Origin of the sequence: Blattabacterium cuenoti (assembly GCF_014251575.1) — a bacterium.
GTDB lineage: Bacteria > Bacteroidota > Bacteroidia > Flavobacteriales > Blattabacteriaceae > Blattabacterium > Blattabacterium cuenoti_N.
The window spans coordinates 536507-562541 of record NZ_CP059191.1; the positions used below are offsets into that span (position 1 = coordinate 536507).

Sequence of the window (26035 nt, forward strand, 5' to 3'; positions counted from 1 at the left end):
TTTTCCTTTCTCCATGGAATCCCATGTAAATTTTTTTAAAAAACTAAATATCCAACAATTGATACAAATATTCTAAAATTTTTTTGTCTAAAACAGAAAAATTAACCTTTCTCCTGCTCATCATAATTTCAGCTGTTTCACAAACCTGATGAAAAGGGATCTTTTTTCTGTTTTGTATTCCACCCAAAGAAAAAGAAGGAATATATCTAGGTGGAAATCCATATCCAAAAATACTAGTGCTAATTCCTACTATCGTAGCTGTATTAAATTGAGTATTTATCCCTGATTTAGAATGATCTCCCATAATCATCCCAAAAAATTGTACATCAACAGGAGTAAAATTTTTTTTTTCATAATTCCAAACTGTTACTTTACGATAATCATTTCTCAAATTAGAAACATTAGTTCCAGCACCTAAATTACACCACTCTCCTAAAATAGTATTTCCTAAAAATCCATCATGAGCTTTATTAGAATAGGAAAACACTACAGAATTTATAATTTCTCCACCTACCTTACAAAAATGACCAATAGTTGTTCCACCATATATTTTTGAACCTACATTCAGGGTAGATTTTTTCCCAATAGATGCTGGTCCTCTGATTACAGAACCTTCCATGATTTCAACTCCTTTTTCAATATATATTGGTCCCAATTGAGCATTTAATACAACATTATTTGCTTTTATGTCTTCTTCCAAAAAAATTTCTTCTTTACAAAGAACATGATTTTTTCCCAATAAAGAAAAAGATTTTTTTCCTTTTGTAAAAAACATGAAATCTTTTTTCAATACAGTTTCGTTATTCATAAATATATCCCATGGATATTCTATATGGATAATTTTTTTGATATTATATTTTTTTTTAAAAGAGAGAATATTTTCTTTTATTTTACAGGAGTAAAAATTTTTTTTTACAGCTACAATTTTTTCTTTAAAAAAAACAGCTTCGTTTTCCTTTAAAGAAAAAATCATCTGAATTAACTCTTCGTTTGGCAAATATGATGAATTGATTAATAATATATTTTTAAAAAAAGACTCATCATTTATCAATGAATATTTTTTTGAAAGAAATGATTGTGTGATTATTCCTGAAATTTTTTTTCCAATATATTTTTCCCATCTTTCTTTTATAGTGAACAAACCCAATCGAATTTCTGATACAGGTCTGGTCAAAGTTATAGGAAATAAATTCCTCCATTCTATTCCATCATATAATATGAAATTCATATTAGTTGATAATTATTCACATTTTTTTATATTTTTCATACTTTCTTCTAAATTTTTCTGCCGGTCCTGTTTTTCCTAAAAATCTTTTTTCTCCAGTAAAAAATGGATGTGAATAACTAGATATTTCCATTTTGTATAACGGATAATTACATCCATTTATTTGAATAGAATCTTTTGTTTTTACTGTTGATCTGCAGATAAAAATTTTTTCATTATTAATATCTTTAAAAACAACAGGTCTATAATTTTCAGGGTGTATTTTTTCTCTCATATTTTTTATTTTTGTTTTTTTCTTGGAAAACGGTAAATCATTCCATTAATATTCATTCCTGCCCCTAGAGACGCCATTAATATAGTGTCTCCAGGTCTTATTTCATGAGGAGGCATTTTTCCATGAATAATCAAATCCAATAAAGTAGGGACAGTAGCTACAGAAGAATTTCCAAATTTTTTTATTGTCATTGGCATTATTTTTGATTCAAAATCTCTATTTATAGATGTATAATTATACAATTTCAATAATCTTTTTAAAATTGCATAATCCATTTTTGCATTAGCTTGATGAATAAGAATTTTCTTAATATCTTTCAAATGTAGATTGGCATGATCAAGTATATTTTTTAACATATTTGGGACTTCTGTCAATGCGTATTCATAAATTCTTCTTCCATTCATTCTAATATTCAACAGAGATTTTTTATAATTTGGATTTAAAGAAGGTCCATTAGTTAAGTAATATAATTCATCGTTATTATTGCATTGAGTCTCATAATGAATAATTCCATTTTTTTCATCCTCAAAATCTTCTATAGCTGATAAAACAGCTGCTCCAGCTCCATCCGAAAAAATCATAGCATTTCTATCATGTGGATCTATAACTTTAGATAAAGTTTCTGAACTGGTAACTAATATATTCTTAGCATATTTAGCTTGTAAAAGCTGGTCTGCAAGAATCATTCCCTCTATCCATCCTGGACAACCAAAAATCATATCATATGGTCTACATTTTTTATTTTTTATTTGAAGTTTGTTCTTTACTCTAGCAGCTATAGAGGGCATAAAATCAGATTGACAAGAAATAGGATGAATATCTCCATAATTATGAGACGATATAATATAATCTATTTTCTCTTTATAAATTTTAGAATTAATCAAAGCTCTTTTTGCTGCAATTGTAGCAATATCCGAATTTAATAACCCTTCATTAATATATCTTCTTTCCTCTATTCCCGTAATTTTTTGAAACTTATTAATAATTTCTCCATTAGACTTATCAATTTTTAATCCTTTTTTATCGTAAAATTTATGTCTTAAAAAATGATCGCTTTTTATAATTTTTTTTGGCAAATAATGCCCAGTTCCTGTAATGATTGATCGAATCATTTCTTTCAATAATAAAAATTAATAATAAAGTAAAAAAAATAAAATTCTTTAAAAGAGTTAAAGAACCGTTTTTTCTTCATAATTTAAGAAGTAAATTCATACATTATGAACAAACATTCTCTAAAAGAAGAAAAAATAAAGAATATGTTTGATCATATTTCTCATAAATATGATTTTATCAATCATATACTGTCTTTTGGAATAGATTTTTTTTGGAGAAGAAGAATAATTCACTTATTAGATAAATTTAATAATAAAAAAAAAATTCAAAATATATTAGATTTAGCAACTGGAACCGGGGATTTAGCTATTTTGTTAGCAAATAGATTTGATGATGCTAATATTATAGGATTAGATCCATCTGAAAATATGCTAAAGGTTGCTCAAAAGAAAATAAAAAATAATTTTTTGGAAAAAAAAATAAAGTTAATTCAAGGATATTCTCAACATATTCCATTTGAAAATGAAACTTTTGATGTAGTGACTATAGCTTTTGGAATAAGAAACTTTCAATATATTCATCTTTCTATCAGAGAAATATATAGAATACTGAAACCTTTAGGAATATTAGTAATTTTAGAATTTTCTAAACCTTCCAATTATTGGATCAGGAAAATTTTTTGTTTTTATTCTCATTTTATCATGAATAAAATAGGAAGTTTATTATCAAATAATCATTTCGCTTACAATTATTTAAAAGAATCTATTAAATCATTTTCTTATTGTGGAAAAAAAATGAATAAACTTTTAAAGTATCATAAATTTAACACAATCTATATGCAAAAATTAACTTTTGAAATTGCCTCTATTTATTTGTTAAATAAATAAAATTCATTTTTTTTGCATTTATAACTAAATTTTTTCTCGTAATGATAAAGTATTTATCTGGATATTTAACATCTGCTTTTCTAAAAAAAAGAATTAAAAACATAGAATTTTTCATGAGATATCCAATAGAAATACAAAATCAATTGATTCATCAATTGATTTTGTATGCAAAAGATACTGAATTTGGAAAAAAATATGGATTTCGTGACATCAAAAAATATCAACAATTTTCTGAAAGAATCCCCATATGTAAATATGCAGATTTAAAATCTGTAATCAAAAGAATTCGCAGAGGAGAAAAAAATATATTATGGCCAGGAACAGTAAAATGGTTTGCAAGATCTTCTGGAACTACAAATACAAAAAGTAAATATATTCCTGTAACCAAATTATCCATGAATGAATGTCATTACAAAGCAGGAAAAGATATGTTATCTATTTATATTCATAATCATCCAAAAACGAAAATATTTTTCGGAAAAGCTGTTCGTTTAGGAGGAAGTCATGAATTATATAAAAATTACAACACATTTTATGGTGATTTATCTTCTATTTTAATCAAAAATATGCCTTTTTGGGCGGAAAATATTTGTCTTCCTGGTAAGAAAACAGCTTTAATGAGTGAATGGGAAACAAAACTGGAAAAAATAGTAAAAGAAACAGGATGCGAGGATGTTCGAATTTTGTTGGGTGTTTGTTCTTGGTTATTAATATTTTTAAATAAATTACTAAAAAAATTTGAAAAAAAAAGAATTAATGAAATATGGCCTAATATAGAAGTCATATTTCATGGAGGAATGAGTTTTAAACCTTATATACATCAATATCAGAATTTATTCGAAAAATCTATTAATTATTACAACATATATAGTGCTTCAGAAGGTTTTTTTGCTATTCAAGATCAAAAAAATGTTGAAGATCTTTTGCTTTTATTAAATCATGGAATTTTTTATGAATTTATTCCTGCAAAAGACATAGATAAAAAAAATCCTAAAATTATCTCCATTGAGAAAGTGGAATTGAATAAAAATTATGCATTAGTTGTTTCTACAAATGCCGGATTATGGAGATACATTGTTGGAGACACTATTAAATTTACTAATTTATCACCATATAGAATTTCTATTTCAGGAAGAACTACTCATTACATTAATTCCTTTGGAGAAGAATTAATTATTGAAAATGCGGAACAAGCTTTGAATAAAACTTGCCTAAAAACAAATTCTATTATTCATGAATATACAGCAGGACCCGTTTATATGAATCAAAAAAATTCTGGTGCTCACGAATGGATTATAGAGTTCAAAAAACATCCGAAAAATTTGTGCAATTTTAGAGATATTTTGGATAAAGAATTAAAATCTCTGAATTCAGATTATGAAATTAAACGATATAAAAATATAGTTTTGGGTCCTCCTATTATACATGTGGCTAAAAATGGATTATTTTATAATTGGTTAAAAGAAAATAAAAAATTAGGTGGACAAAATAAAATTCCTCGTTTATCTAATGATAGAAAATATATAGATTCCATTTTAAGAATGGAAAAAAATTTTTAGTAGAAATATTTTTAACTTTATATCATCATTATGACTGCAGAAAAAAAAAAAGAAATATTCAAAATATATGGAACATCTGTTTACGATACAGGTTCTTCAAAAGGACAAGTAGCCTTGTTCACTTACCGTATTAACCATTTAAGCAATCATCTTAAAAACAATAAAAAAGATTTTAATACAGAAAGAGCTTTGGTAAAATTAGTGGGTAAAAGAAAAAAATTATTAAAATATATAGAAAAACGTGACATTAATAATTATAAAAAAATAATTAAACATCTAGGATTGAGAAAATGAAATAGTATTTCTTTTCTTTAGATAGAAAAAAATAAAATATGCCAGATATAGTTAAAGAAACCATATCTCTTAAAGATGGTCGTACTATCATTATTGAAACAGGAGAGTTAGCTAGACAAGCAGATGGAGCTGCTATAGTACGTTTAGGAGATACAATGCTATTGGCTACTGTAGTTGTTTCCAAAGAAATAAAAAATGAAACAAATTTTTTCCCTTTAACAGTAGATTATAGAGAAAAATATTCGGCAGGTGGAAAAATTCCTGGCGGTTTTATAAAAAGGGAAGGAAGACCTTCCGATGAAGAAATATTAACAATGAGATTAGTAGATCGTGTTTTGAGACCTACATTTCCAGAATGGTTCAAAAACGAAATACAAATTATGATTTCTTTATTGTCATATGATAAAACGGTTTTACCGGATGGATTAGCTGGATTAGCTGCATCAACAGCTTTATCTGTAGCAGGAATTCCTTTCAACGGTCCTATATCAGAGATACGTATTATACGTTTGAAACGAAAATTTATTATTAATCCAAGTTTAGATCAATTGAAAGAAGCAGATATAGATTTGATAGTAGGAGCTTCTATTAACTCTATTATAATGATAGAAGGAGAAATGAAAGAAATAAAAGAAAGTGAATTTTTGAATACTATAATTAAAGCTCATGAAGCAATTAAACCTCAGATAGAAGCTCAAATACGTTTATCTGAAAAATTATCCAAAAATAATTTCTTTTTTTTTGAAGATCTTAAAGATCAAGAATCAAAAAAAGAAAAATTAGAAAATGAATCTTTCAAAAAAGAACTTTTTTCTTTTTCTTACGAAAAAATTGAAAAAATTTACAATAATTTTTTAGACAAAAAAACTAGGTCTATTCAAGAAAAAATAATCTTAAATAATTTCAAGAAAAAATTTTTAACAGAAGAAAAAATAGAAAAAAAAGAAACTATCATTGATCAATTTTATGAAGAAATTAAAAAAAAAGTAACTAGAAATTTGATTTTAGAAAAAGGAATTCGATTGGATGGTAGAACTAATAAACAAATCCGTACAATATGGAGTATTGTCGATTACTTACCAGGAGTCCATGGTTCTGCTCTATTTTCTAGAGGAGAAACTCAATCCCTCACAACAGTCACTTTAGGATCATCTTTAGATGCTAATAAAATAGATAATGTTGTTATGGAAAATCAGGAAAAATTTTATTTACATTACAATTTTCCACCTTTTTCAACAGGAGAAATACGTTCAATAAGAGGCGTTTCTAGACGTGAAGTTGGTCATGGTAATTTAGCTCAACGTGCATTGAAAAATATTATACCTGATAATCCATATACGATACGCGTTGTATCAGACATTTTAGAATCTAATGGATCTTCTTCTATGGCTACAGTTTGTGCTGCAAGTTTAGCTTTGATGGATGCTGGAATTTCTATTAAAAATCCAGTTTCTGGCATTGCAATGGGATTATTTATGGAAAATGAAAAAAAAATTATTATATCGGATATAATGGGTGAGGAAGACCACTTTGGAGATTTAGATTTTAAAATAACGGGGACCCAATATGGAATTACAGCATGTCAAATGGATGTCAAAAAAATACAGGGGTTAACATATGATCTTTTAAATCAAATTTTGATGCAAGCTTTAGAAGGACGCATTTTTATTTTAAAAAAAATGTTAAAAGTCTTACCAAAATATAGGGAAAAAATGAAACCTAATGCTCCAAAAATATACACTTTTAATATTCCCAAAGATTTCATTGGATCAGTTATAGGTCCGGGAGGAAAAGTGATTCAAGAAATACAATCATACACAAACACTAACATACTAATTGAAGAAAAAGGAGATTTTGGTTACATTGAAATTGTCGGTAAAGATTATGAAAAAATAGAAAAAGCTATTGACAGAATTAAACAAATTACTTTTGTTCCAGAATTAGGAAAAGTTTATAAAGCAAAAGTGAAATCTATAAAATATTTTGGAGCTTTTGTTGAAATAGCTAAAGGTGTAGAAGGATTACTACATATTTCAGAAATAAGATGGAAAAGATTGAATCATATAGAAGAAGAGTTACATATTGGTGACATTATTGATGTAAAATTTATGGGAATGGATGAAAAAAATAAAAAAATGAAACTTTCTAGAAAAGTACTTTTACCTCGTCCAGGAAAAAGGAATGATTAAAAAAAAATATGATAGAACTATGAGACAACTTAAAATTACTAAACAAGTAACAAATCGTGAATCTGAATCATTGGATAAATACCTTCATGAAATAGGAAAAATTCCATTATTAACGCCAGAAGAAGAAGTAGAATATGCTCGTAGAGCAAGAGAAGGAGATTCTTCTGCTATAGATAAACTTGTAAATGCAAATTTACGTTTTGTAGTTTCTGTTGCTAAACAATACCAAAATCAAGGATTAAGTTTATGTGATTTAATTAATGAAGGAAATTTAGGTTTGATAAAAGGAATATTACGCTTTGATGAAACAAGAGGATTTAAATGTATATCTTATGTTGTCTGGTGGATAAGACAAGCGATTTTACAAGCCATAGCTGAACAATCACGTTCTATTAGACAACCCACAAACAAATTAGCTTTACTAAATAAAATTTTAAAAACTCTTGCCCAATTAGAACAAGAATTGCAAAGAACTCCTTCTGCCAGAGAAATAGCAGAATATCTGAATATGAATGAAAAAGATGTCGAAGAATCTATCAAAAATTCAGGAAGACATGTTTCTATGGACGCACCTTTAATAGAAGGAGAAGATTCCAATCTATATGATTTGGTAAGATCCGATGAATCTCCTCGTCCAGACGAACATTTGGAAAAAGAATCTCTCCGTAAAGACATCAAAAGAATTTTAGAAACCTTAAGCGAAAGAGAACGTCGTGTTATTATTTTACATTTTGGATTAAATGGATCTCCTCCAATGACTTTAGAAGAAGTCGGACAATCTTGCGATTTAACAAGAGAAAGAGTAAGACAAATAGAAAGCATTGCCCTAAAAAGACTCAAACATTCTTCTAGAAGCAAAATTCTTAAACCTTATTTAGGTTAACACGACCTCGAAGGGATTCGAACCCATAACCTTCTGATCCGTAGTCAGATGCTCTATCCGATTAAGCTACGAGGCCTATAAAAAAACAAATATATATCAAGATTGAATAATTTCTAAGAAATTATCGATTTTAAGAGAATAATTTCCTACAAGACCTCCATCTATGTCTTTTTGTAAAAAAAGATCTCTTGCATTAAGATTATTTATACTACCTCCATACAAAATGGGAATTTTATCTGAAACCCTTTCTCCATATTTTTCTAAAAATAAAGATCGAATGAATTCATGCATTGTTTGAGCTTGTTCATATGTAGCATTTTTTCCTGTTCCAATAGCCCATACTGGTTCATATGCTATATAGAAAAATCTAATTTCATCTCGAGAACAATGAAAAACAGTTTCTTTCAATTGATTTTTAACAATGTTAAATTGTTGATTTTGATCTCTTTCAATAGCTGTTTCTCCTACACAAAAAATGATATTTAATCCATATTTTAATGCTATTTTTATTTTTTCGAATAAGATATCATTATTCTCGAAATATAACTCTCTACGTTCACTATGTCCTAATATTACTTTAGTAATTCCTATAGATTTTAACATAGAAGCTGATACTTCACCTGTATATGAACCTTTTTCCATTTGATGGATATTTTGAGCAGCAATCTTCAAAGTAGTTCCTTGTGAAATCTGATTTGAAATATGTAAAAAAGGAAAAGAAGGAGCAATAATGATTTCTTTGTTATGATTTATTTTTTTCTCGAAAATAATTTTTAAAAAATTCCTAAGAAAAAAACTAGTTTCATGAAAATCATGATTCATTTTCCAATTTGCAATGATAATCTTTTTCCTCATTTGATAATAGAATTATATAAAATATAAACATTTTTGGATCAATAATTTTTTTTCAACAAAAAAATAGTTTCAATTAACATTTTGAAATAAAAAATTTCTAATTTTTTGAATGCAACTTTTTCTTCATTTTTTTTTAAGTATAAAATGTTTTCTAAAATATTGTTAATAGAAAACATCTTATTTTTGAAGTCTTTATGAAGATAATTTTTGATTTTTTCAAATTTTTGATTATAAATAAAAATAACATCACGATATGATATCTTATTAAAATTCAATATAAAAAAAACATCCAATTTAATTAATATAATTATTATATAATTTATAATATCCATATATGTATCTGTTATTTTTTCTTCTTTAATTTCTTGATATCCTTTTGATTGAATATTTTTTATACGAACTACTTTAATGAGAATTTGATCTATTATAGAAGAATTTTTCAAAAATTTCCATGAAAGATCATAATCTATTAATTTATCTAAAAATAACTTTCTACATTTTTGAATAATAAAATCAATAGAAGGATTATTCATGTTATTTAATTTATTATATGTATATGATGTATATGATGATAAATTACAAATAAATAGTTTTTAATAAATGACAATTAATTGTGCAGGATCCTTATTACATTTAAAAGAACCAAAAATTATGGGAATAGTGAATTTAACTCCTGATTCTTTTTACGATGGTGGAAAATTAAATTCTGAATCTAGCATACTTAAACACGTAGAAAATTTATTAAATGAAGGTTCTGATTTTATAGATATTGGAGGCTGTTCTACTCGTCCAAAATCAAAATTTATAACAGAAGAAGAAGAAATAAAAAGAGTTATAAAACCTATTCGGACTATAATAAGAAATTTTCCAAACATTAGAATTTCTATAGATACTTTTCGCAGTGAAGTAGCAAGAATAGCTGTTGAAGAAGGAGTCGTAATGATAAATGACATATCAGGGGGTAAATTGGATAATAACATGTTTCCTTTACTTGGAAAACTTAAAATTCCATATATATTAAATCACATGAAAGGTATACCTGAAAATATGCAAGAAAACCCATACTATGAAAATAATATAATCATAGAAATCAATAATTTTTTTTCTAAAAAAATTTTTTACTTAAAAAAAAATGGAATTCAGGATATTATTTTGGATCCAGGATTTGGTTTCGGAAAAACATTAGAACAAAATTTTCAATTATTAAAATACTTGTCTTTATTAGGATATCAAGATCATTTAATATTAATAGGAATTTCTAGAAAATCTATGATCAAACATATTCTACAGATTTCTTATGAAGAATCATTAAATGCTACTTCAGTCATTCATACTATAGCACTATTAAATGGATCTAAATTATTGCGAGTCCATGACGTCAAAGAAGCTGTAGAATGCATTAAATTAGTACAATATTACAGAAATATTTTCTAATTCACTAATAATTTATATTACTTTTGTATGAATCCTTTTTTTCATTATTATATTCTTTGAAGATTTCTTTCATTGATATTTTAGATATATTTTTAGTGGCTATTATTTTATTCCAAGTCTATAGATTAGTTTATAGCACTGCTGCTCTAAACATTTTTTATGGGATCATCGCAACTTTTATTTTCTGGAAAATAGTAGAAATTTATGAAATGAAACTCCTTAGCATAGTTATAAGTGCTTTTTTCAAAGGAGGTTTTCTAGCATTAATTATTGTGTTTCAACCAGAAATTAGAAAATTTCTACTCATAGTAGGAAGCAGAATATTTTTTAAGAAATTTATATTTTCTCTTTTTTTCAAAAAATCAAATGTTTCAATCAAAACTGAAACTATAGATAGTATTGTCAAATCTTGCGCAATTTTTTCAGGAGATAAAACAGGTGTTTTAATAGCAATTCAATTACATCAAGATCTTAAAGAATTTATCCAAAATGGAGATGAAATGGATGCTAAAGTTAATATTCCTATTCTAGAAAGTATTTTTTATAAAAATAGTCCATTACATGATGGAGCTGTAGTTGTTATAGGAAATAGAATAGTGAAAACAAGAGCAATTCTTCCTGTATCTTACAACAAAGAAATTCCATCACGTTTAGGTTTGCGTCATAGAGCTGCTATTGGTCTATCTGAAAAAACAGATGCTATATGCCTTGTCATTTCTGAAGAAACAGGTTATATATCTTATATTAAAGATCAAAAAAGAATTGTTATAACCAATATTAATAATCTAAAAATGAAACTTGAAGAAGATTTACTTTAATTTTATTTAAAGAATGAACATTCAAAATATATATCAATTATATATGATTTCTTCTGGAATAGAAACAAATAGTAAAAAAGTAAAAAAAGGATCTATTTTTATAGCTTTAAAAGGAAGAAATTTTGATGGAAATCAATTTGCTAATGAAGCCATTTCAAATGGAGCAATCCTAGCGATAGTAGATGATAAAAGAATTTTTCCCTGTAAAAAAATTGTTCACGTAGATAACACTTTATACTTTTTACAAAAATTAGCTATGTACCATAGATATCAATTACGTCATATTCCCATTATAGCTATTACAGGAAGCAATGGAAAAACCACTACAAAAGAGCTTACGAAAGCTATTCTTTCCAAGAAATATGAAAGAGTTCATTCTACTAGAGATAATTTCAATAATCATATAGGAATTCCATTAACTATACTTTCCATGCCTATCAATACACAAATCTCTGTGATGGAAATTGGGGCTAATCATGAGAAAGAAATCGATCAAATGTGTTCTATCATTAAACCGGATTATGGATATATAACTAATTTTGGAAAAGCTCACTTAGAAGGATTCAAAAGTATAGAAGGAATTATACGTGGAAAACTTGAATTATATAACTTTTTAAAAAAAAACAAAAAAGTAGTATTTGTAAATGGAGATGACCCTATTCAATTAAATAAAAGCATAGGAATGAATAGATACGTTTTTTCGGAAAAAAAAAATAAAAAATCAGATGTAAAAATTAAATATTTGTGGGATGGATACGATCTAGAATCAATTTTATATATTGAAAAAATGAAAATTAGTTCTTCTCTAATAGGAAATTATAATTTATATAATATAGCTTCTGCTATATCCATTGGAAAATACTTTAAAGTTTCTTTAGAAAAAATGAAAAAAGCAGTAGAAGAATATATTCCAAAAAACCATCGATCTCAGATTTTGAATAAAAAAAATATCAAAATCATTATAGATTGTTACAATGCCAATCCGACTAGTATGATAGAAACTCTCACATTTTTTAATAATCATGTGAAAGGAAATAAAATTGCTATATTGGGAGATATGTTAGAATTAGGATTTTATTCTAATCATGAACATGAAAAAATAATTCTTTTTATAGAAAAAAGCAACATAAATATAACATTCTTGATTGGAGATATATTCTTTAGGACAAATCTAAAAACTTCTCAAAAAATAAAAAAATTCATAGATAAAAAAGAATTCATTGAATGGTTAAAAAAAAATTACTTTCAAAAAATTGATTATGTACTCATTAAAGGTTCCAGAAAAGGATCCTTGGAAAGCCTTATTGATTTAATTTAATTATTCTTTGTAGATTGAATCTTAAAGATTAAATTTGCATACGATAGATAATCTCATAAATTTTTTCTTATGAAAGAAATTACCACAGAAACCTATCTCAAGTGGTTTAAGGATATGTCTTTTTGGAGAAAATTTGAGGACAAATGTCGTTCACTATACTTGAAACAAAAAATTAGAGGATTTTTACATTTATATAATGGACAAGAAGCAGTTCCTGCAGGATTAACACATGCAATGGATTTGTCTAAAGATAAAATTATAACAGCTTATAGATGTCATATTTTACCCATATCTATGGGAGTAGATCCAAAAAAAGTTATGGCAGAACTTTTAGGAAAAAAAACAGGAACTTCTCATGGAATGGGCGGTTCTATGCATATTTTTAGTAAAAAATATCGTTTTTATGGAGGGCATGGAATTGTAGGTGGACAAATTCCATTAGGAGCTGGTATAGCTTTTGCCGATAAGTATTTTAATAGAGGAGCTGTCACTCTAACTATTATGGGGGACGGTGCTGTAAGACAAGGTTCTTTACATGAAACATTTAATATGGCTATGATATGGAAACTACCTGTTGTATTTATATGTGAAAACAATAAATATGCTATGGGGACTTCTGTAGAAAGAAGTACAAACATGGAAGAAATTTATAAAATAGGGTTATCATATGGAATGCCTTCTCATCCTGTAGACGGAATGGATCCTGAAAAAATAGCACAGTCCGCTTCTATTGCAATAGAAAGAGCTAGAAAAGGAGAAGGAGCTACTTTTTTAGACATAAAAACATATAGATATAGAGGACATTCTATGTCAGATTCAGAGTCATATCGCAGCAAAAAAGAAGTTCTTTCATATAAAAAAAAAGACCCCATTTTAAAATTAAAAAATATTATTATACAAAATAAATGGGAAACCATGGAAAATCTGAACACTATAGAAAATGAAGTAAAAAAAGAAGTAGAATCTTGTGTAGAATTTGCAGAGAAATCGGATACGCCTTCTTTAGAAGAAATGTATAATGTTGTTTACAACGAAACAAATTATCCTTTCTTAGAAAAGTTATACCACCATCGTAATGATCAAAAAAAAACTTTAGAATAATGGCAGAAATAATATCTATGCCCCAATTAAGTGACACAATGGAAGAGGGGACTGTAATCAAATGGAATAAAAAAATAGGAGATAAAGTTTCTGAAGGTGATATTTTAGCTGAAATAGAAACAGATAAAGCAACTCAAGATTTTGAAATAGATATCAGTGGAGTTTTACTTTTTATTGGGGTGAAAGAAGGGGAAAAAACACGTGTGAATGATATCTTAGCGATTATAGGAGAAGAAGGAGAAGATATCAGTCATCTCATTTCAAAATCAAAAAAAGATAAAAAATATCAAAAAAATAAACAGGATAGGATATTTATTTCTCCTTTGGCAAAAAATATGGCTAAAAATATAGGAATTTCTATAAGTAATATCAAGGGAAGTGGAGAATATGGGAGAATCGTAAAAAGAGATATTGAATACTATGAAAAAACAAAATTAAAGGAAGTTAATCAAAAAAAAATTGCTCATTCTTCTATGAGAAGAAAAATAGCAAAACATTTAACTTTTTCTAAATTATCTGCTCCCCATTATTATTTATTTAGTGAAATCAATGTGGATAAATTGATTGAATTCAGAAAAAATTTAAACGATAAACTTTCTTTGGAAGAAAAGATATCATTTAATGATATTATTATAAAAGCAGCAGCTCAGTCTTTGAAGAAACATCCTGATATGAATGTATCTTGGAACGAAGAAGAAGTTCTACTTCATTCGCAGATTCATATTGGAGTAGCTGTAGCAGTCAAAGATGGATTAATAGTACCAGTTATTAAAAATGCAGATAAAAAATCACTATTACAAATATCCAAAGAAATCAAAGATAAAGTATTACGTTCAAAATCAAAAAAGATACAACCAGAAGAAATAGAAAACAGTACTTTTACAGTTTCTAATTTGGGAATGTATGGAATAGAATCTTTTACTTCCATTATTAATATTCCTAACTCTTCTATTTTATCTGTAGGATCTATTATGAAACGACCAATTATTAAAAATTCTAAAATAGAAATAGGGAGTGTAATGAAAATTACTTTGTCTTGTGATCATAGAATTATAGATGGGGCTATAGGAAGTAGCTATATTCATTCTTTTAGAAATTTTTTAGAAGATCCTATTACCATATTATTTTAATTTTTTATGATTTTTTTTACCCATGAAAAAAAAATGGGAAATGCAAATATAGAAAAGGTGAGTAACGAAAACATTCCTTCGGATGGAAAAAAATTATAATTTTTAAAAGAAGAAAAAATAAGTTTGATTCCGAGAATAATAATTATGAAAAAAGCAGAATTTTTTAATTCTGGAATCCTTTCCATCAATTGAATAAAAAATTGAGCAATCAATCTCATTGATAAAATTCCTATAAATACACCTAAAAAAATTAACAAAAAGTTTTCTGATAAAGCAACAGAAGCGAAAATATTATCAATAGAAAAAGATAAATCCATAATTTCTATGAAAAAAACAATTTTCCAAAAAGAATCTTTTTTTTTTAAATTTTTTGATAAAAAATTTCTTTTTTTTAAGAAATGATTTAATCCCACAAAAATTAAATATAAACCACCTAATGGTTTTAACCACCATATTTTTATTAATGCAGAAGCAAACAGTAAGCATAATCCTCTAAAAAAATAAGCTCCAATAATTCCATATTTTATAGCTTTTTTTCTATCTTCTTTTTTTAAATTCATAATCATAGAAGCTAACATTGCTGCATTATCTATGGATAAAATACTTTCTATTAAAAATAGGTTTCCTATAATGGTAATAGATAAAACAGGATGATCAAAAATTTCTGTAATAGATTTTACAATATTCATTTTTATTCAAAAACTTTGTAGATTCATTAGATTACTGTAAATTTCTTTTAATTATATCGATTTCATTAACATCATTCTAATATAATCATTAATATAATCAATATAACGGGCATAATATGTTGATAATATTTATTTATAGGGTTTGAATAATTTTAAATTATTTCAATTAGATTCATTTAATTTACTTAATCCTGATAGACGAAAGTAATTATAAAATTTTGAATCTATTAGCGAAATAACAATTTCACATTTAATTTTTATATTTTTACTATTCGAATCTGTAAATCGTTAGAAAAATAAAATGCGTATAGGAAACTTTTTTACGATTTTTACAACCATAATATTGACTGCAATTTGTTTATATTACATACATTCCAGCGTATTTAAAAATAATAAAAAAACTCTAAACTTAGGTTTAGATTTGAAAGGAGGAATTAGCATAATTTTAGATGTATCTGAAAAAGATTTATTAAAAAAACTTTCTGAAAATTCTAAAAATCCTTTTTTTATAAAAGCATTAGAATATGCGGATAAGAAAAAGAAAGAAAATCCAAATGGAGATTACTTATCATTTTTTATCAATTTTTTTAATCAATTAAATATTGGTTTATCTTCTCCAGATTTATTTGGAAATAGACTAAATATAGAAAAAATTGATTCCAACAGTTTAAATTCAGAAGTAGAAGCTTTTCTTAGAAAAAGAATAGAATCATCTATTATTTCTATTCAAAATATATTAAGATCTAGAATAGATCAATTTGGAGTTATACAACCGAATATACAACGTATAAAAAATTCGAATCGAATTTTAATAGAATTATCTGGAATTAAAGATCTAGATAGAATAAAAAAAATTTTAGAAAAAAAAGCAGAACTGCATTTTTTTGAAATTTATAATTTCCAAGAAGTTTTCTCATATTTTAACGAAATAAACAAATTTTTTGATAGAAAATCAAATAAAAAAAAATCTTTTATAGATCTTTTGAATATTTCTAATTTAAAGTCCTCCTATATAGTAGGATTAGTTCATAAAAAACATCAAAAAGTAGTTTCTGAATTTTTGAATTCAATAGAGGCTACGGAAGCTTTACCATATAATTTGCATCATGTAAAGTTTTTATGGGGGACTAAAAGTCTTTTAAAGAATAAATATTTGCAATTATTTGCTGTAAAAATAAATAATGAAGAAAAGTCTACTTTATTGAATGGAGATATTGTAACTCGTGCCTATAAATCTTTTGATTCTTTTAATAAAATCTCCGTTAACATAAAAATGAATCAAGAAGGAACTAAAAAATGGAAAATATTTACTGAAAAAAATATAGGTAAGAATATAGCAATAGTGCTTGATGATTTGGTCTATGCAGTTCCTTTAGTTCAATCAGTTATTCCGAATGGAATGTCTCAAATATCTGGACATTTTTCGATACAAGAATCGAATGATTTAGTTAATGTATTGAATGCAGGAGAACTTCCTACTTCAGTGAATATTGTTCAAACTGATGTAGTAGGACCTTCTTTGGGTAGAGAATCAATTCAAAAAGGAGTAAAATCTTTTTTAATTGCCTTATTTTTTGTATTCTTTTGGATGATTTTTTATTATTCAATTCCAGGATTGTATTCTGATATAGTTTTAATTTTCAACATAATATTTATTTTTGGCATTCTTATTTCCATGAATGCAGTATTAACTTTTCCTGGGATTGCAGGAATTATATTGACATTAGCCATGTCTATGGATGCAAACATTCTGATTTATGAAAAAATTAAAGAAAATATAAAAAATAAAATTTCTATTTTCACATCTATTCATAACAGTTACACGTTACAAGGAGCTTTATCTTCAATTATAGATGGACAAATTACAACTTTGTTATGTGGAGTTATTTTGTTCTATTTTGGAACAGGACCTATTCAAGGATTTTCCACGACTTTAATTATTGGGATCATAACATCTGTGTTTACTTCTACTTGTTTAGGAAGATTATTATTAGAATGGCATATTAAAAAATATAAAAATATTATTTTTAGTAATAAAATGATGTTTATGAATTCTTTTCATAGAATTCAAAACATACAATTGGATTTTTTGTCTAAAAGAAAATGGTCTTATGTAATCTCTTCTATTTTGTTGATAATCAGTATATTTTCCATTATTTTTCAAGGATTAAATCTGGGATTAGATTTCGTTGGAGGACGTTCTTATGTAATTGTTTTTGATCGAAAAATAATCCCTGAAAAAATTTCTGAAATTTTATCAAAAACATTCGTAGAAAAAGAAAAGCCTTCATTTCCAAATGTAAAGACATTTGGAAATGAAAATCAACTGAAAATAGTAACTAAATACAAAATATGGGAAGATAATAATAAAGTAGACGAAGAAATTTTACAAAAAATGTTCATATCTTTAAAAGATTATTTTCCCGTTCATTTTGAATTTAGGGATTTTAAAAATATAGAAAAAGATAAACCTTTAGGAATCTTGTCTTCCGAAAAAGTGGAACCTATAATAGCTAAAGATATGAGATATAAATCTTTTATATCAATTATCGTTTCTTTAATAGGAATATTTTTATATATCTTAATAAGATTTAAAAAATGGCAATTTGGATTAGGTGCTGTAGTATCTTTAATTCATGATTCAGTAATTGTCCTTGGAATATTCTCTTTTTTTTATAGAAAATTTTCTCTTCTGGAAATCAATCAATCTTTTATAGCATCTTTATTAACCATAATTGGTTATTCTATTAATGATACTGTAGTTGTTTATGATCAAATTAGAAAAATTTCAAAAACAACAATGTTTTCAACAATGAAAGAAACTATTAACAAAGGTATTGCTAGTTCTCTAACAAGAACTATAAATACTTCATTTATCACTTTATTAGTAATTTTTATCATTTTTTTATTTGGGGGAACATCCCTTCGTAGTTTTATGTTTGCTTTATTTATTGGAGTAAGTATTGGAACTTATTCTTCTATATTCATTGCACCATCCATAGTATACGATTTTTGTAAAAAAAATATAGTAAAATGACAAATTCTTTATTATTTATTAGTATTGAAGAAAGTTTTTTTATCATTTTGATAGCTATTCTCGTATTTGGACCTAAAAAAATACCGGACATAGCTCGTGGGTTAGGAGAAGGAATACGATATTTAAAAAATACTAAAGAAAAAATAAAAAATGAAATTCTTATGCAAGATCATCAAAAAGAACAAACTTCTATTTCTCAAAAAGAAAGTAAAAAAAAGAAAAATATACCCCCTTATTCTGTTAAACGTTAAATATTTTTTCTATAATCTTTAATTCTAGATTTTCCAATCAATACATCTCCTAATTTTTCTAAAACGTTTCTCCTTAAGTAAGCATTTAAAAATTCTACTTCAGAAGAAAAATAAGAAGGGTTTCTAGATGTATTAAAACGTTTTAATGATCTTACAAAAAAAACCCCTTTTTCCCCTAATATTGGTTTAGAAGTTTTGTATAATTTTGAAGAAAAAGCATATCCTACTACTTTAGGCTCTTTGTATTCACCAATCATAGAATTATGAAAATTAATTTGACAATATTTATTGATTTTCTTAGAAAAATGAATAGCTATATTTTCCAAATCATTATAATTCATTTTAGACAAATCGTTATTTATTTTTCTATTCCTTAATAAAGGAATCAAATTATTTTTTATCTCTTCAATAGGATATCCTTCCTTTTGAATTTCAGATAAAAATACTATAATGTAATCTCTGTTTGAAGTGTGAAAAATTTTAAGATCTCCTTCTTTTCTATTTTTCTCATAAGACCAATTTATGATTTCTTTATCTAATTCAGTATTTAATCCATGGATATTCCATTGATTATTTTTTACTGTTTTTAGAAATATAGTTTCGTATCTTTTTCTTCTTGCATTATTAATAAATGTATTCAAATTGGAATTTTTATTTTCTTTCACAAATTGAACAACATTTTTATGAAGCATATCTTCCGTTTGTTTTGATGGAACAAGTGTTTTTATGATTATAGAAAATTGATACACAGGACGAAGATCTTTTTGATTGTCTATTCTGATAATATGGTATCCAAATTTAGTTTCAGTAAAAACTATTATTCCTTTTTTGTTTTCTGACGAAAAAATATCTAATTTTTTTACATCATTTTGTTCTTCGTATTTCATCCATCCTAAACTTCCTTTACTTTTTTTTACATTAATGAAATCATCAGATTTTTCCATGACTAAAGAATCGAATTGGGAAGGACTTTTTTTAACAATATTATATATTTTATTGGCTATATTTTCAGCTTCTTTTTTTGTTCTTTGATTAGAAGAACGTATAGCTTCTTTGTGCGAAATTAATATATGACTGGATAAAACAGAATTGTATATCATTTTTTTTCCAGTTAATTTAGCCATAATATAAATATTGTTTTCTCTCACAGGGCCAAACATGCTCCCAATCTTATTATTTTTTTCCAAAAAATTTTGTAAAATAGGAGGAAGATTTTTTTTTAAATAAAAATTAGAATCAAAAGGTCTTTCAGATTGATTGGAAACAATCATAGAATGATGATCAGAAGATTGAAATTTTTTAAATAACTTACTGATTTTAGAATCCATATTTTTCTCATCATCCAAAGATGCATGAGAACGTAAAATAACGAAACTAAGATTTCTTAAATTTTCTTTTTTATAAAGAAATTTGTTCTTTTTAATATAATCATAAATCTCATAATTTTTTATTGGTCTATATTTTTTTTCTATTTCTGAATAAGGAATAAAAACATAATCAATGATAGAAAAATAATTTTTATCTCTGTAATTTAATTCAGCTTCTATAAAAGAAGTATTCAATCCATACATCAACATTTCTACATATTTTTTTGCAAGAATTCTTTTTATAATATTATTTTTTTCATAAGACCAAATATTTTTTTCTTCTTCTAATTGAGGATTTGATAAATTTTCTAAATTTTTTAAATATAATCTAAATTTTTCCAGATCCATATTTCCTTTTTCATCTTGAAAATCATAAATTTTACTATATATAGATTGTTTTTCTATAGCTTTCCAAAAATCTTTTTTTGTGCTTTGTATTCCTAATTTTTCTGCTTGTTGGGTTAACACTTTTTCATGAATTAACAATTTCCAAACATCATTTTTCAAAGAAGAATCAGATTCTGCTTCACGAAATCGTTTCAAAAATTGAATGTTGTCAAAATATTCTTTAAGAAAAATATTATCTCCATTGACTTTTCCTATTACATTAGAATTTTCAGAAAAAAATTTTAATAAAATATTAGGGTCTAATAAAAAAAATACTAAAGAAATCCCTATAAATAAGAAAATTAACCACGTATTTTTTCTGATTTTTTCTAAAAAACTCATTTTAAGTCAAGATTTTTTTTGAATAAAAACTTCTTCTATTTTATTTTTAGACACTTTTTTAATTTCAATAAAAAAATTTTTATTGATAACAATTTTTTCTCCATATTTAGGAATATTTCCTGTGTAAGTCACAATAAAGCCTCCTAAAGTTTCATATTTTTCGGATTTAGGAAGATCTAAATCATACTTTGCATTAATAAAATCGATTTCTAAACGTGCAGAAAATAAAAATTCGTAATCATTTAATTTTTTATCTAATAAAAGATTTTCATCATGTTCATCTTTTATATCTCCAAGAAATTCTTCTAGAATATCTTCTATAGTTATCATACCTGCAGTTCCTCCATATTCATCTAAAACTATAGCTATGCTTCTTTTTTTTTTAATTAAAAGATCCATAATCTCTCTCACAGGTGTGGTAATATAAACTAATTCTACAGATCTAATTAAAGATTCAATATTTTTTGGTTTTTTAAAAAGTTCTAAATAATGAATGTATCCTATAATATTGTCTATATTATCTTTGTAAATCACTATTTTAGATAATCCACTTTCTGTGAAAAGATTACGAATATTATCCATAGAAGAAAATGTAAGATTAGAAGAAACGATCTCTTTTCTAGGTATCATACATTCTCTTGCTTTTTTTTCTGAAAAATCCAAAGCTTTATGAAAAATTTCAATTTCAGATTCTATAATCTCTTTTCCCTTTCCCTTAATATTGTTTTCCATATTCTCTGATAGAAAATAAATTAAATCTTCTTTATCAAAAATTTTCTTTTTATCATTTTCTTTTTCTCCTAAAATTTTTAGAAAAACATTAGAAATCCAAATAACAGAGTTAGTAATAGGAGAAAAAATCTTACATATAATATATACGGGAACAATAAATAAATTCAATAATTCATTTGAATATACACTAAATATTATTTTAGGAATAAATTCTCCAACAATTAAAATAACAGTAGCGGAAAAAACCGTTTCTAAAAAAATTATCCATAAAGAATTATCCAAAAATTCTTTTGGTAAAATAGAAAAAAATAATTTTCCCATATAAATCCCATATATAACTAAAGATATGGTGTTCCCAATTAGCATTGTAGTTATAAATTTTTTAGGATTACTAATGCTTTTATAAAGAATTTTAGAACGAAACGATCCTCTTTTCTTTTCCAATTCTATTCGAAATAGACTAGAAGAAATTAAAGCCATTTCCATCCCAGAAAAAAAAGCAGATACAAGTATAGTAATAAAAACTATACTAATATGAAAAATCATATTGGTAAAGTCCCACTAATATTTTTTAATTTAATTTTTTTGAAATCTTCAGAAACTTCTATTCCATTTGTTGCATGTAATATAGTTCCATCTGAATTATATATCATTGTATACTTTTCATTAAATATTTTTTTCTGTTTTCTATTCCAGAAAATTTCTTCAGTTTTCACAAAGTATCCATTAGAATTCATAATTTTAATATTTCCTTTAATATGATAGATTATTTTTCCAATTGATTTAACCCAATCTGCTTTAAGATAAGTATATTTATTGGTATTATTTTCATAAATAAATAAGTAAAACCCATTCGGAAATAAGGTGTAAGAAGTATATTCTTTGATGAGAGGTGAATACAGAAAAATTCTCAATAAACCATTTTCTTTGTATAAAATACTTGTTTTAACGAAAATTTTTTTAGGTATTTTTTTTTTATTTTTTTTGATTAAAAATTCTTTTTTTTCGCAAGAAAAAACAAACAAAATTAATAAAAAAAATATGATTGTGTAACTTTTTGATTTATTACTTATTATTGTATTTTTGTTTACTATGGTATCTTAGCTCAGTAGGTAGAGCAAAGGACTGAAAATCCTTGTGTCCCCGGTTCGATTCCGGGAGATACCACTTTTTATATTCCTAATTCTTTTTTAACTTCCTCTGTTATATCTTTTCCTTTATTAACCAAAACTCCTTTTCCAGGACTACAATCATCAACTCTCACAATATTTTTATCTTTTTCTATTACTTTATAAATTGCATTTTCTATTTTCTTATATATAGGATTTAATAATTTATTTTGTTTTTTGGTTAAATCATCAGATGCTGTTTTTTGATATGCATGAGCTCTTGCTTGCAAAATTTCTAGTTCTTTTTTAAGAATTGGATTTTTATTTTTTTGAAATTTTTCTGCTTTTTTGTGAAATTCTTTTGATAATTTATCTAGTATATTTTCATGCATTTTACTAATTCTATCTAATTCTCTCTGAGCATTAGAAAATTCTGGCATTTTTTCTATAATAATCATACTATTAAGACAAACAATTTTTTGTTGACATTCTTTAAAAGAAGAAGAGTATGAATATCCAAATAAAAAGAAAAATAATAAAAAATAAAAAATTGTATTTTTTTTCATATGATTTTTATATTTTGTTAATTACAAATCTTTTCCTATAATGAAATGTGTTCTCCATTTTGATTGAGTTTTATTTGCTATATCAAGAGGGTATCCAAAATCCACTCCTATAAATCCTATTGGATTCCAGAATAAACGAAATCCAAATCCAAAAGATTTATTCATTGTTAATGGATGAAAGTTTTTATAAGAATCTCCTACATTTCCTCCTTCCATAAAAAAAATAGTCCAAATTTTAAAATTTGAAAAATCCTTGATTAAATAACGCATTTCCAAAATAAGTTTATTGTAAATCACTCCTCCATAATTTGGAATTGAATATCTAAAATCCTTTGTTAGAAAAGGATATCCCCTTAACGGAATATGGTCTCTATTTTCTAATTTTGATTCAAATAAATTATTTTGTACTCCACCTATATAAAATTTTTGAAATGGAAACAATTCTTTTGAATCATCATATTGTCCTAGATATCCAAATTCACCTCCTATTTTTAATGCCATGTTTTTTATAATTTTTTTATACCAAGAAAAAATTATTTTCAATTTATAATACTCCATCCATTTCATTTTATTTTCATTATTATCCTTAAAAATCATGGAGTATGGAAGAGTGAATATGCTATTCAATTGTATTTTTGATCCACTAAACGGAAATATGATATCTGGTTCAGTAGAAAGTCTTTGTAATGAAATCAAAAAGCTAAGATTGTGAAACCTATGTTTTTGATACAAATCGATTTTTTTTATATTGTAAATAAATTTATCGTAATCTATAGATGTTAAAATTTTTGAATAAGGATCTAAAAAAGTTAAAAACTTATTTAAATTAACAGAAGTTCCTATTTTTTCTAAAAATTGTTTGTCTTCTATTTTAGCATTTTTATATATTTGAGATAAAAAATAAAAATCTTCCTCATTTTTTATTTTCTTTATTGAATAATCTCCTTTCAAAATTAGGGATGTCGGATTTGTTTTTTCTATCCAAGGTTCTGTGAAAGAAAAACCATAGGACGTAAAATCTTTTCCTAATTGACTAAAAATAACTAATTTTTGTCCCTCTCCTTGAGGAATAGGATTCCATAATTTCCATTGAAAAAAGTTCTTAGAAGAAAAGTTTCCAAAATTTAACTTAAAATTTCCAATAATTTTTTTCATATCTTTTCCTCCAAATCCTCCATGAAATTGAAATTCATTAGTATTTTTTTCTACAACATGCCATTCTATATCTACAGAACTATTTTCTTTATTGGGCCTAATTTCAGAATATACTTTTTCGAAAAGGTTTAAATTTTCCAAATTTAATAAACTATATTTCAGTTTTTTAGGTGAAATAAGATCTCCTGGATAAGTTTTTAATTCTCTTCTAATTACATTATCTTTAGTTATTGAATTTCCTAATATTTCAACTTTATTTATATAAACAGGTTGATTTTCTTTGATTTTTATTTCCAAATCTATTTTATGGTCTATGACTCTCTTCTCTATCGGAATTATATTAACAAATAAATAGCCTAAATCTAAATAAGTATATAGAATGCTGGAAGGAAAATAAGCATTTAAAATATTTTTTTCGATTTCAATTTTGTTATAAATATCTCCTTTTTTGTAAAAGAGAATATTTTTTAAATAATTTGTTTTTAGTTTTTTATTTCCTAAAAAATATACATTTCCTAAATAATATCTATTCCCCTCAATCACTTTTATTTTTATTCCATAATTTCCAGATTTTTCTTTCCAAACAGAATCTAAAAATACTTGAATATCAATAAAACCCATTGATTGATACTTATCTGCGATATTTTTTAAATCTTTTACTATATTTTCTTGAACGAATAAATAAATGGATTTCTCTATGATTGGAATATAAAAACTTTTTTTTGTTTTGATCATTAGATTTAGTAATTCTTTGTCCTTTACCACATGATTCCCCTCAAATAATATTTTTTCTATTCCAATTTTTTTTCCTTTGTCAACAAACAGATATAATCTATTTTTATTGTTTTCTCTGATTATTTCATTTCTTATATTAATTTCATTATATCCTTTTTTTATGTAATACTCTTGAATATCGTTTTTTATAGTTTGAATAAGATCATCAGAAATTTTATCTCCAGATTTAATTTTCTTAATATTGGGAAATTGTTCTTTTCTAGTTCCTATTACTTTAACTTCATGAATTTCTATTAAATCTTCCAGTTCAAAAAATAAATCTATTTCATTTTGAGATATATCTTTTTTATAAATAGATATATTTCTAAATAGATTGCTTTTCCACAATTTTTGGATAGCATTATCTATTCCATAAGAATCAATTAAATCTCCAGAATAAATACCAGATAAATCGGAAATAAAATGACTATCATATTTTGTTTTTCCCATTACATGAACTGACTTAACAACTAGATTTGAATTTAGATTTCTTGTAACATTAAAATTTTCTTTTTTCATAAAAGAGTAACCTTGTTGTACTTGCATTATTATCATTAATAAACAAAAAATGATTTTTAGAAAAATGTTTCTTTTCATGAATGCAAA

Annotated in this window: 23 protein-coding genes and 2 tRNA genes; 13 read left to right on the forward strand and 12 right to left on the reverse strand. The window is 25.3% G+C overall.

All coding sequences use genetic code 11. The features are described 5' to 3' along the window. Positions 1-43 precede the first annotated feature (43 nt). The 3 genes from H0H67_RS02650 to H0H67_RS02660 are packed head-to-tail and all read right to left on the reverse strand — an operon-like array spanning position 44 to position 2611. Complete coding sequence (locus H0H67_RS02650) at positions 44-1228, reverse strand: putative sugar nucleotidyl transferase (protein ID WP_185859225.1); 1185 nt, start codon at positions 1226-1228, stop codon at positions 44-46. Positions 1229-1244: 16 nt separating this feature from the next. After that, positions 1245-1499 (reverse strand): type B 50S ribosomal protein L31, encoded by a 255-nt coding sequence (locus tag H0H67_RS02655; RefSeq protein WP_185859226.1) that lies wholly within the window; start codon positions 1497-1499, stop codon positions 1245-1247. A 5-nt stretch (positions 1500-1504) separates the two neighbouring features. After that, entirely contained in the window at positions 1505-2611 is a 1107-nt protein-coding gene (locus H0H67_RS02660) for a 3-oxoacyl-ACP synthase III family protein (protein ID WP_185859227.1), read from the reverse strand. Between the two features lie 105 nt (positions 2612-2716). On the opposite strand from H0H67_RS02660, the gene ubiE reads away from it, so the two are divergent. Genes ubiE through H0H67_RS02685 form a run of 5 tightly spaced genes read left to right on the forward strand, consistent with a single transcriptional unit; the run spans position 2717 to position 8364 of the window. Beyond that, positions 2717-3439, forward strand: a complete 723-nt coding sequence (gene ubiE, locus H0H67_RS02665) for a bifunctional demethylmenaquinone methyltransferase/2-methoxy-6-polyprenyl-1,4-benzoquinol methylase UbiE (RefSeq protein WP_185859228.1) — start codon at positions 2717-2719, stop codon at positions 3437-3439. Positions 3440-3480: 41 nt separating this feature from the next. Continuing rightward, a complete protein-coding gene (locus H0H67_RS02670; RefSeq protein ID WP_185859229.1) occupies positions 3481-4998 on the forward strand; it encodes a GH3 auxin-responsive promoter family protein in 1518 nt (505 codons plus the stop codon). Between the two features lie 30 nt (positions 4999-5028). Continuing rightward, entirely contained in the window at positions 5029-5292 is a 264-nt protein-coding gene (gene rpsO / locus H0H67_RS02675) for a 30S ribosomal protein S15 (RefSeq protein ID WP_185859230.1), read from the forward strand. A 38-nt stretch (positions 5293-5330) separates the two neighbouring features. Next, entirely contained in the window at positions 5331-7481 is a 2151-nt protein-coding gene (gene pnp / locus H0H67_RS02680; RefSeq protein WP_185859231.1) for a polyribonucleotide nucleotidyltransferase, read from the forward strand. Between the two features lie 19 nt (positions 7482-7500). Beyond that, positions 7501-8364 (forward strand): sigma-70 family RNA polymerase sigma factor, encoded by an 864-nt coding sequence (locus tag H0H67_RS02685; RefSeq protein ID WP_185859621.1) that lies wholly within the window; start codon positions 7501-7503, stop codon positions 8362-8364. Positions 8365-8366: 2 nt separating this feature from the next. Here H0H67_RS02685 and H0H67_RS02690 read toward each other — a convergent pair. The 3 genes from H0H67_RS02690 to H0H67_RS02700 form a co-directional block, all read right to left on the reverse strand. Then, a tRNA-Arg gene (locus tag H0H67_RS02690) sits at positions 8367-8440 on the reverse strand. Between the two features lie 20 nt (positions 8441-8460). After that, positions 8461-9219, reverse strand: coding sequence for a triose-phosphate isomerase (tpiA, locus tag H0H67_RS02695; RefSeq protein WP_185859232.1), 759 nt, complete (start codon positions 9217-9219; stop codon positions 8461-8463). 38 nt (positions 9220-9257) lie between these two features. Next, positions 9258-9752 (reverse strand): nucleotide modification associated domain-containing protein, encoded by a 495-nt coding sequence (locus tag H0H67_RS02700; RefSeq protein ID WP_185859233.1) that lies wholly within the window; start codon positions 9750-9752, stop codon positions 9258-9260. A gap of 67 nt (positions 9753-9819) precedes the next feature. Between H0H67_RS02700 and folP the strand changes: the two genes are divergently transcribed. From folP to H0H67_RS02725, 5 genes are all read left to right on the forward strand, one after another. Continuing rightward, positions 9820-10653, forward strand: a complete 834-nt coding sequence (gene folP / locus H0H67_RS02705; protein ID WP_185859234.1) for a dihydropteroate synthase — start codon at positions 9820-9822, stop codon at positions 10651-10653. Between the two features lie 23 nt (positions 10654-10676). Beyond that, a complete protein-coding gene (locus H0H67_RS02710) occupies positions 10677-11471 on the forward strand; it encodes a diadenylate cyclase (protein WP_185859236.1) in 795 nt (264 codons plus the stop codon). A 13-nt stretch (positions 11472-11484) separates the two neighbouring features. Then, positions 11485-12789, forward strand: a complete 1305-nt coding sequence (locus tag H0H67_RS02715) for a UDP-N-acetylmuramoyl-tripeptide--D-alanyl-D-alanine ligase (RefSeq protein ID WP_185859237.1) — start codon at positions 11485-11487, stop codon at positions 12787-12789. 69 nt (positions 12790-12858) lie between these two features. Continuing rightward, a complete protein-coding gene (gene pdhA / locus H0H67_RS02720; protein WP_185859238.1) occupies positions 12859-13890 on the forward strand; it encodes a pyruvate dehydrogenase (acetyl-transferring) E1 component subunit alpha in 1032 nt (343 codons plus the stop codon). Continuing rightward, positions 13890-15020: a dihydrolipoamide acetyltransferase family protein gene (locus tag H0H67_RS02725; protein WP_185859240.1), complete on the forward strand. Its 1131-nt coding sequence runs from the start codon at positions 13890-13892 to the stop codon at positions 15018-15020. The genes pdhA and H0H67_RS02725 overlap by 1 nt, the downstream gene beginning before the upstream one ends. Here the strand turns inward: H0H67_RS02725 and H0H67_RS02730 are convergent. Further along, positions 15017-15709 (reverse strand): TerC family protein, encoded by a 693-nt coding sequence (locus H0H67_RS02730; RefSeq protein ID WP_185859241.1) that lies wholly within the window; start codon positions 15707-15709, stop codon positions 15017-15019. The two genes, H0H67_RS02725 and H0H67_RS02730, sit on opposite strands and share 4 nt — an antisense overlap. A gap of 301 nt (positions 15710-16010) precedes the next feature. On the opposite strand from H0H67_RS02730, the gene secD reads away from it, so the two are divergent. Both secD and H0H67_RS02740 read left to right on the forward strand, forming a co-directional pair. Continuing rightward, positions 16011-18746, forward strand: a complete 2736-nt coding sequence (secD, locus tag H0H67_RS02735) for a protein translocase subunit SecD (RefSeq protein ID WP_185859243.1) — start codon at positions 16011-16013, stop codon at positions 18744-18746. After that, positions 18743-18997 (forward strand): Sec-independent protein translocase subunit TatA/TatB, encoded by a 255-nt coding sequence (locus tag H0H67_RS02740; protein ID WP_185859244.1) that lies wholly within the window; start codon positions 18743-18745, stop codon positions 18995-18997. Before secD ends, H0H67_RS02740 begins: the two co-directional genes overlap by 4 nt. Here H0H67_RS02740 and H0H67_RS02745 read toward each other — a convergent pair. From H0H67_RS02745 to H0H67_RS02755, 3 genes are read right to left on the reverse strand one after another with little or no spacing between them, the layout of a single operon-like run. Further along, on the reverse strand, positions 18994-21093 hold the full coding sequence (locus H0H67_RS02745) for a SurA N-terminal domain-containing protein (RefSeq protein WP_185859245.1): 2100 nt from the start codon (positions 21091-21093) through the stop codon (positions 18994-18996). The two genes, H0H67_RS02740 and H0H67_RS02745, sit on opposite strands and share 4 nt — an antisense overlap. 6 nt (positions 21094-21099) lie before the next feature. Then, positions 21100-22371 (reverse strand): hemolysin family protein, encoded by a 1272-nt coding sequence (locus H0H67_RS02750; protein ID WP_185859246.1) that lies wholly within the window; start codon positions 22369-22371, stop codon positions 21100-21102. Then, positions 22368-22850: a hypothetical protein gene (locus H0H67_RS02755; RefSeq protein ID WP_238784568.1), complete on the reverse strand. Its 483-nt coding sequence runs from the start codon at positions 22848-22850 to the stop codon at positions 22368-22370. The genes H0H67_RS02750 and H0H67_RS02755 overlap by 4 nt, the downstream gene beginning before the upstream one ends. Positions 22851-22919: 69 nt before the next feature. Here H0H67_RS02755 and H0H67_RS02760 point away from each other — a divergent pair. Continuing rightward, positions 22920-22992: transfer RNA gene (locus H0H67_RS02760), tRNA-Phe, on the forward strand. Between the two features lie 4 nt (positions 22993-22996). On the opposite strand, the gene H0H67_RS02765 is transcribed toward H0H67_RS02760, so the two are convergent. After that, positions 22997-23500, reverse strand: a complete 504-nt coding sequence (locus H0H67_RS02765; RefSeq protein WP_185859248.1) for an OmpH family outer membrane protein — start codon at positions 23498-23500, stop codon at positions 22997-22999. Positions 23501-23521: 21 nt separating this feature from the next. Beyond that, positions 23522-26026, reverse strand: a complete 2505-nt coding sequence (locus tag H0H67_RS02770) for a BamA/OMP85 family outer membrane protein (RefSeq protein ID WP_185859250.1) — start codon at positions 26024-26026, stop codon at positions 23522-23524. Between the last annotated feature and the right edge of the window lie 9 nt (positions 26027-26035).

What these genes read in the sequence shown, in the direction of transcription:
- H0H67_RS02650 (WP_185859225.1), bottom strand. Translation starts at nt 1,228, where the DNA reads ATGAATTTCATATTATATGATGGAATAGAATGGAGGAATTTATTTCCT.
- H0H67_RS02655 (WP_185859226.1), bottom strand. Translation starts at nt 1,499, where the DNA reads ATGAGAGAAAAAATACACCCTGAAAATTATAGACCTGTTGTTTTTAAA.
- H0H67_RS02660 (WP_185859227.1), bottom strand. Translation starts at nt 2,611, where the DNA reads ATGATTCGATCAATCATTACAGGAACTGGGCATTATTTGCCAAAAAAA.
- ubiE (WP_185859228.1), top strand. Translation starts at nt 2,717, where the DNA reads ATGAACAAACATTCTCTAAAAGAAGAAAAAATAAAGAATATGTTTGAT.
- H0H67_RS02670 (WP_185859229.1), top strand. Translation starts at nt 3,481, where the DNA reads ATGATAAAGTATTTATCTGGATATTTAACATCTGCTTTTCTAAAAAAA.
- rpsO (WP_185859230.1), top strand. Translation starts at nt 5,029, where the DNA reads ATGACTGCAGAAAAAAAAAAAGAAATATTCAAAATATATGGAACATCT.
- pnp (WP_185859231.1), top strand. Translation starts at nt 5,331, where the DNA reads ATGCCAGATATAGTTAAAGAAACCATATCTCTTAAAGATGGTCGTACT.
- H0H67_RS02685 (WP_185859621.1), top strand. Translation starts at nt 7,501, where the DNA reads ATGAGACAACTTAAAATTACTAAACAAGTAACAAATCGTGAATCTGAA.
- tpiA (WP_185859232.1), bottom strand. Translation starts at nt 9,219, where the DNA reads ATGAGGAAAAAGATTATCATTGCAAATTGGAAAATGAATCATGATTTT.
- H0H67_RS02700 (WP_185859233.1), bottom strand. Translation starts at nt 9,752, where the DNA reads ATGAATAATCCTTCTATTGATTTTATTATTCAAAAATGTAGAAAGTTA.
- folP (WP_185859234.1), top strand. Translation starts at nt 9,820, where the DNA reads ATGACAATTAATTGTGCAGGATCCTTATTACATTTAAAAGAACCAAAA.
- H0H67_RS02715 (WP_185859237.1), top strand. Translation starts at nt 11,485, where the DNA reads ATGAACATTCAAAATATATATCAATTATATATGATTTCTTCTGGAATA.
- pdhA (WP_185859238.1), top strand. Translation starts at nt 12,859, where the DNA reads ATGAAAGAAATTACCACAGAAACCTATCTCAAGTGGTTTAAGGATATG.
- H0H67_RS02725 (WP_185859240.1), top strand. Translation starts at nt 13,890, where the DNA reads ATGGCAGAAATAATATCTATGCCCCAATTAAGTGACACAATGGAAGAG.
- H0H67_RS02730 (WP_185859241.1), bottom strand. Translation starts at nt 15,709, where the DNA reads ATGAATATTGTAAAATCTATTACAGAAATTTTTGATCATCCTGTTTTA.
- secD (WP_185859243.1), top strand. Translation starts at nt 16,011, where the DNA reads ATGCGTATAGGAAACTTTTTTACGATTTTTACAACCATAATATTGACT.
- H0H67_RS02740 (WP_185859244.1), top strand. Translation starts at nt 18,743, where the DNA reads ATGACAAATTCTTTATTATTTATTAGTATTGAAGAAAGTTTTTTTATC.
- H0H67_RS02745 (WP_185859245.1), bottom strand. Translation starts at nt 21,093, where the DNA reads ATGAGTTTTTTAGAAAAAATCAGAAAAAATACGTGGTTAATTTTCTTA.
- H0H67_RS02750 (WP_185859246.1), bottom strand. Translation starts at nt 22,371, where the DNA reads ATGATTTTTCATATTAGTATAGTTTTTATTACTATACTTGTATCTGCT.
- H0H67_RS02765 (WP_185859248.1), bottom strand. Translation starts at nt 23,500, where the DNA reads ATGAAAAAAAATACAATTTTTTATTTTTTATTATTTTTCTTTTTATTT.
- H0H67_RS02770 (WP_185859250.1), bottom strand. Translation starts at nt 26,026, where the DNA reads ATGAAAAGAAACATTTTTCTAAAAATCATTTTTTGTTTATTAATGATA.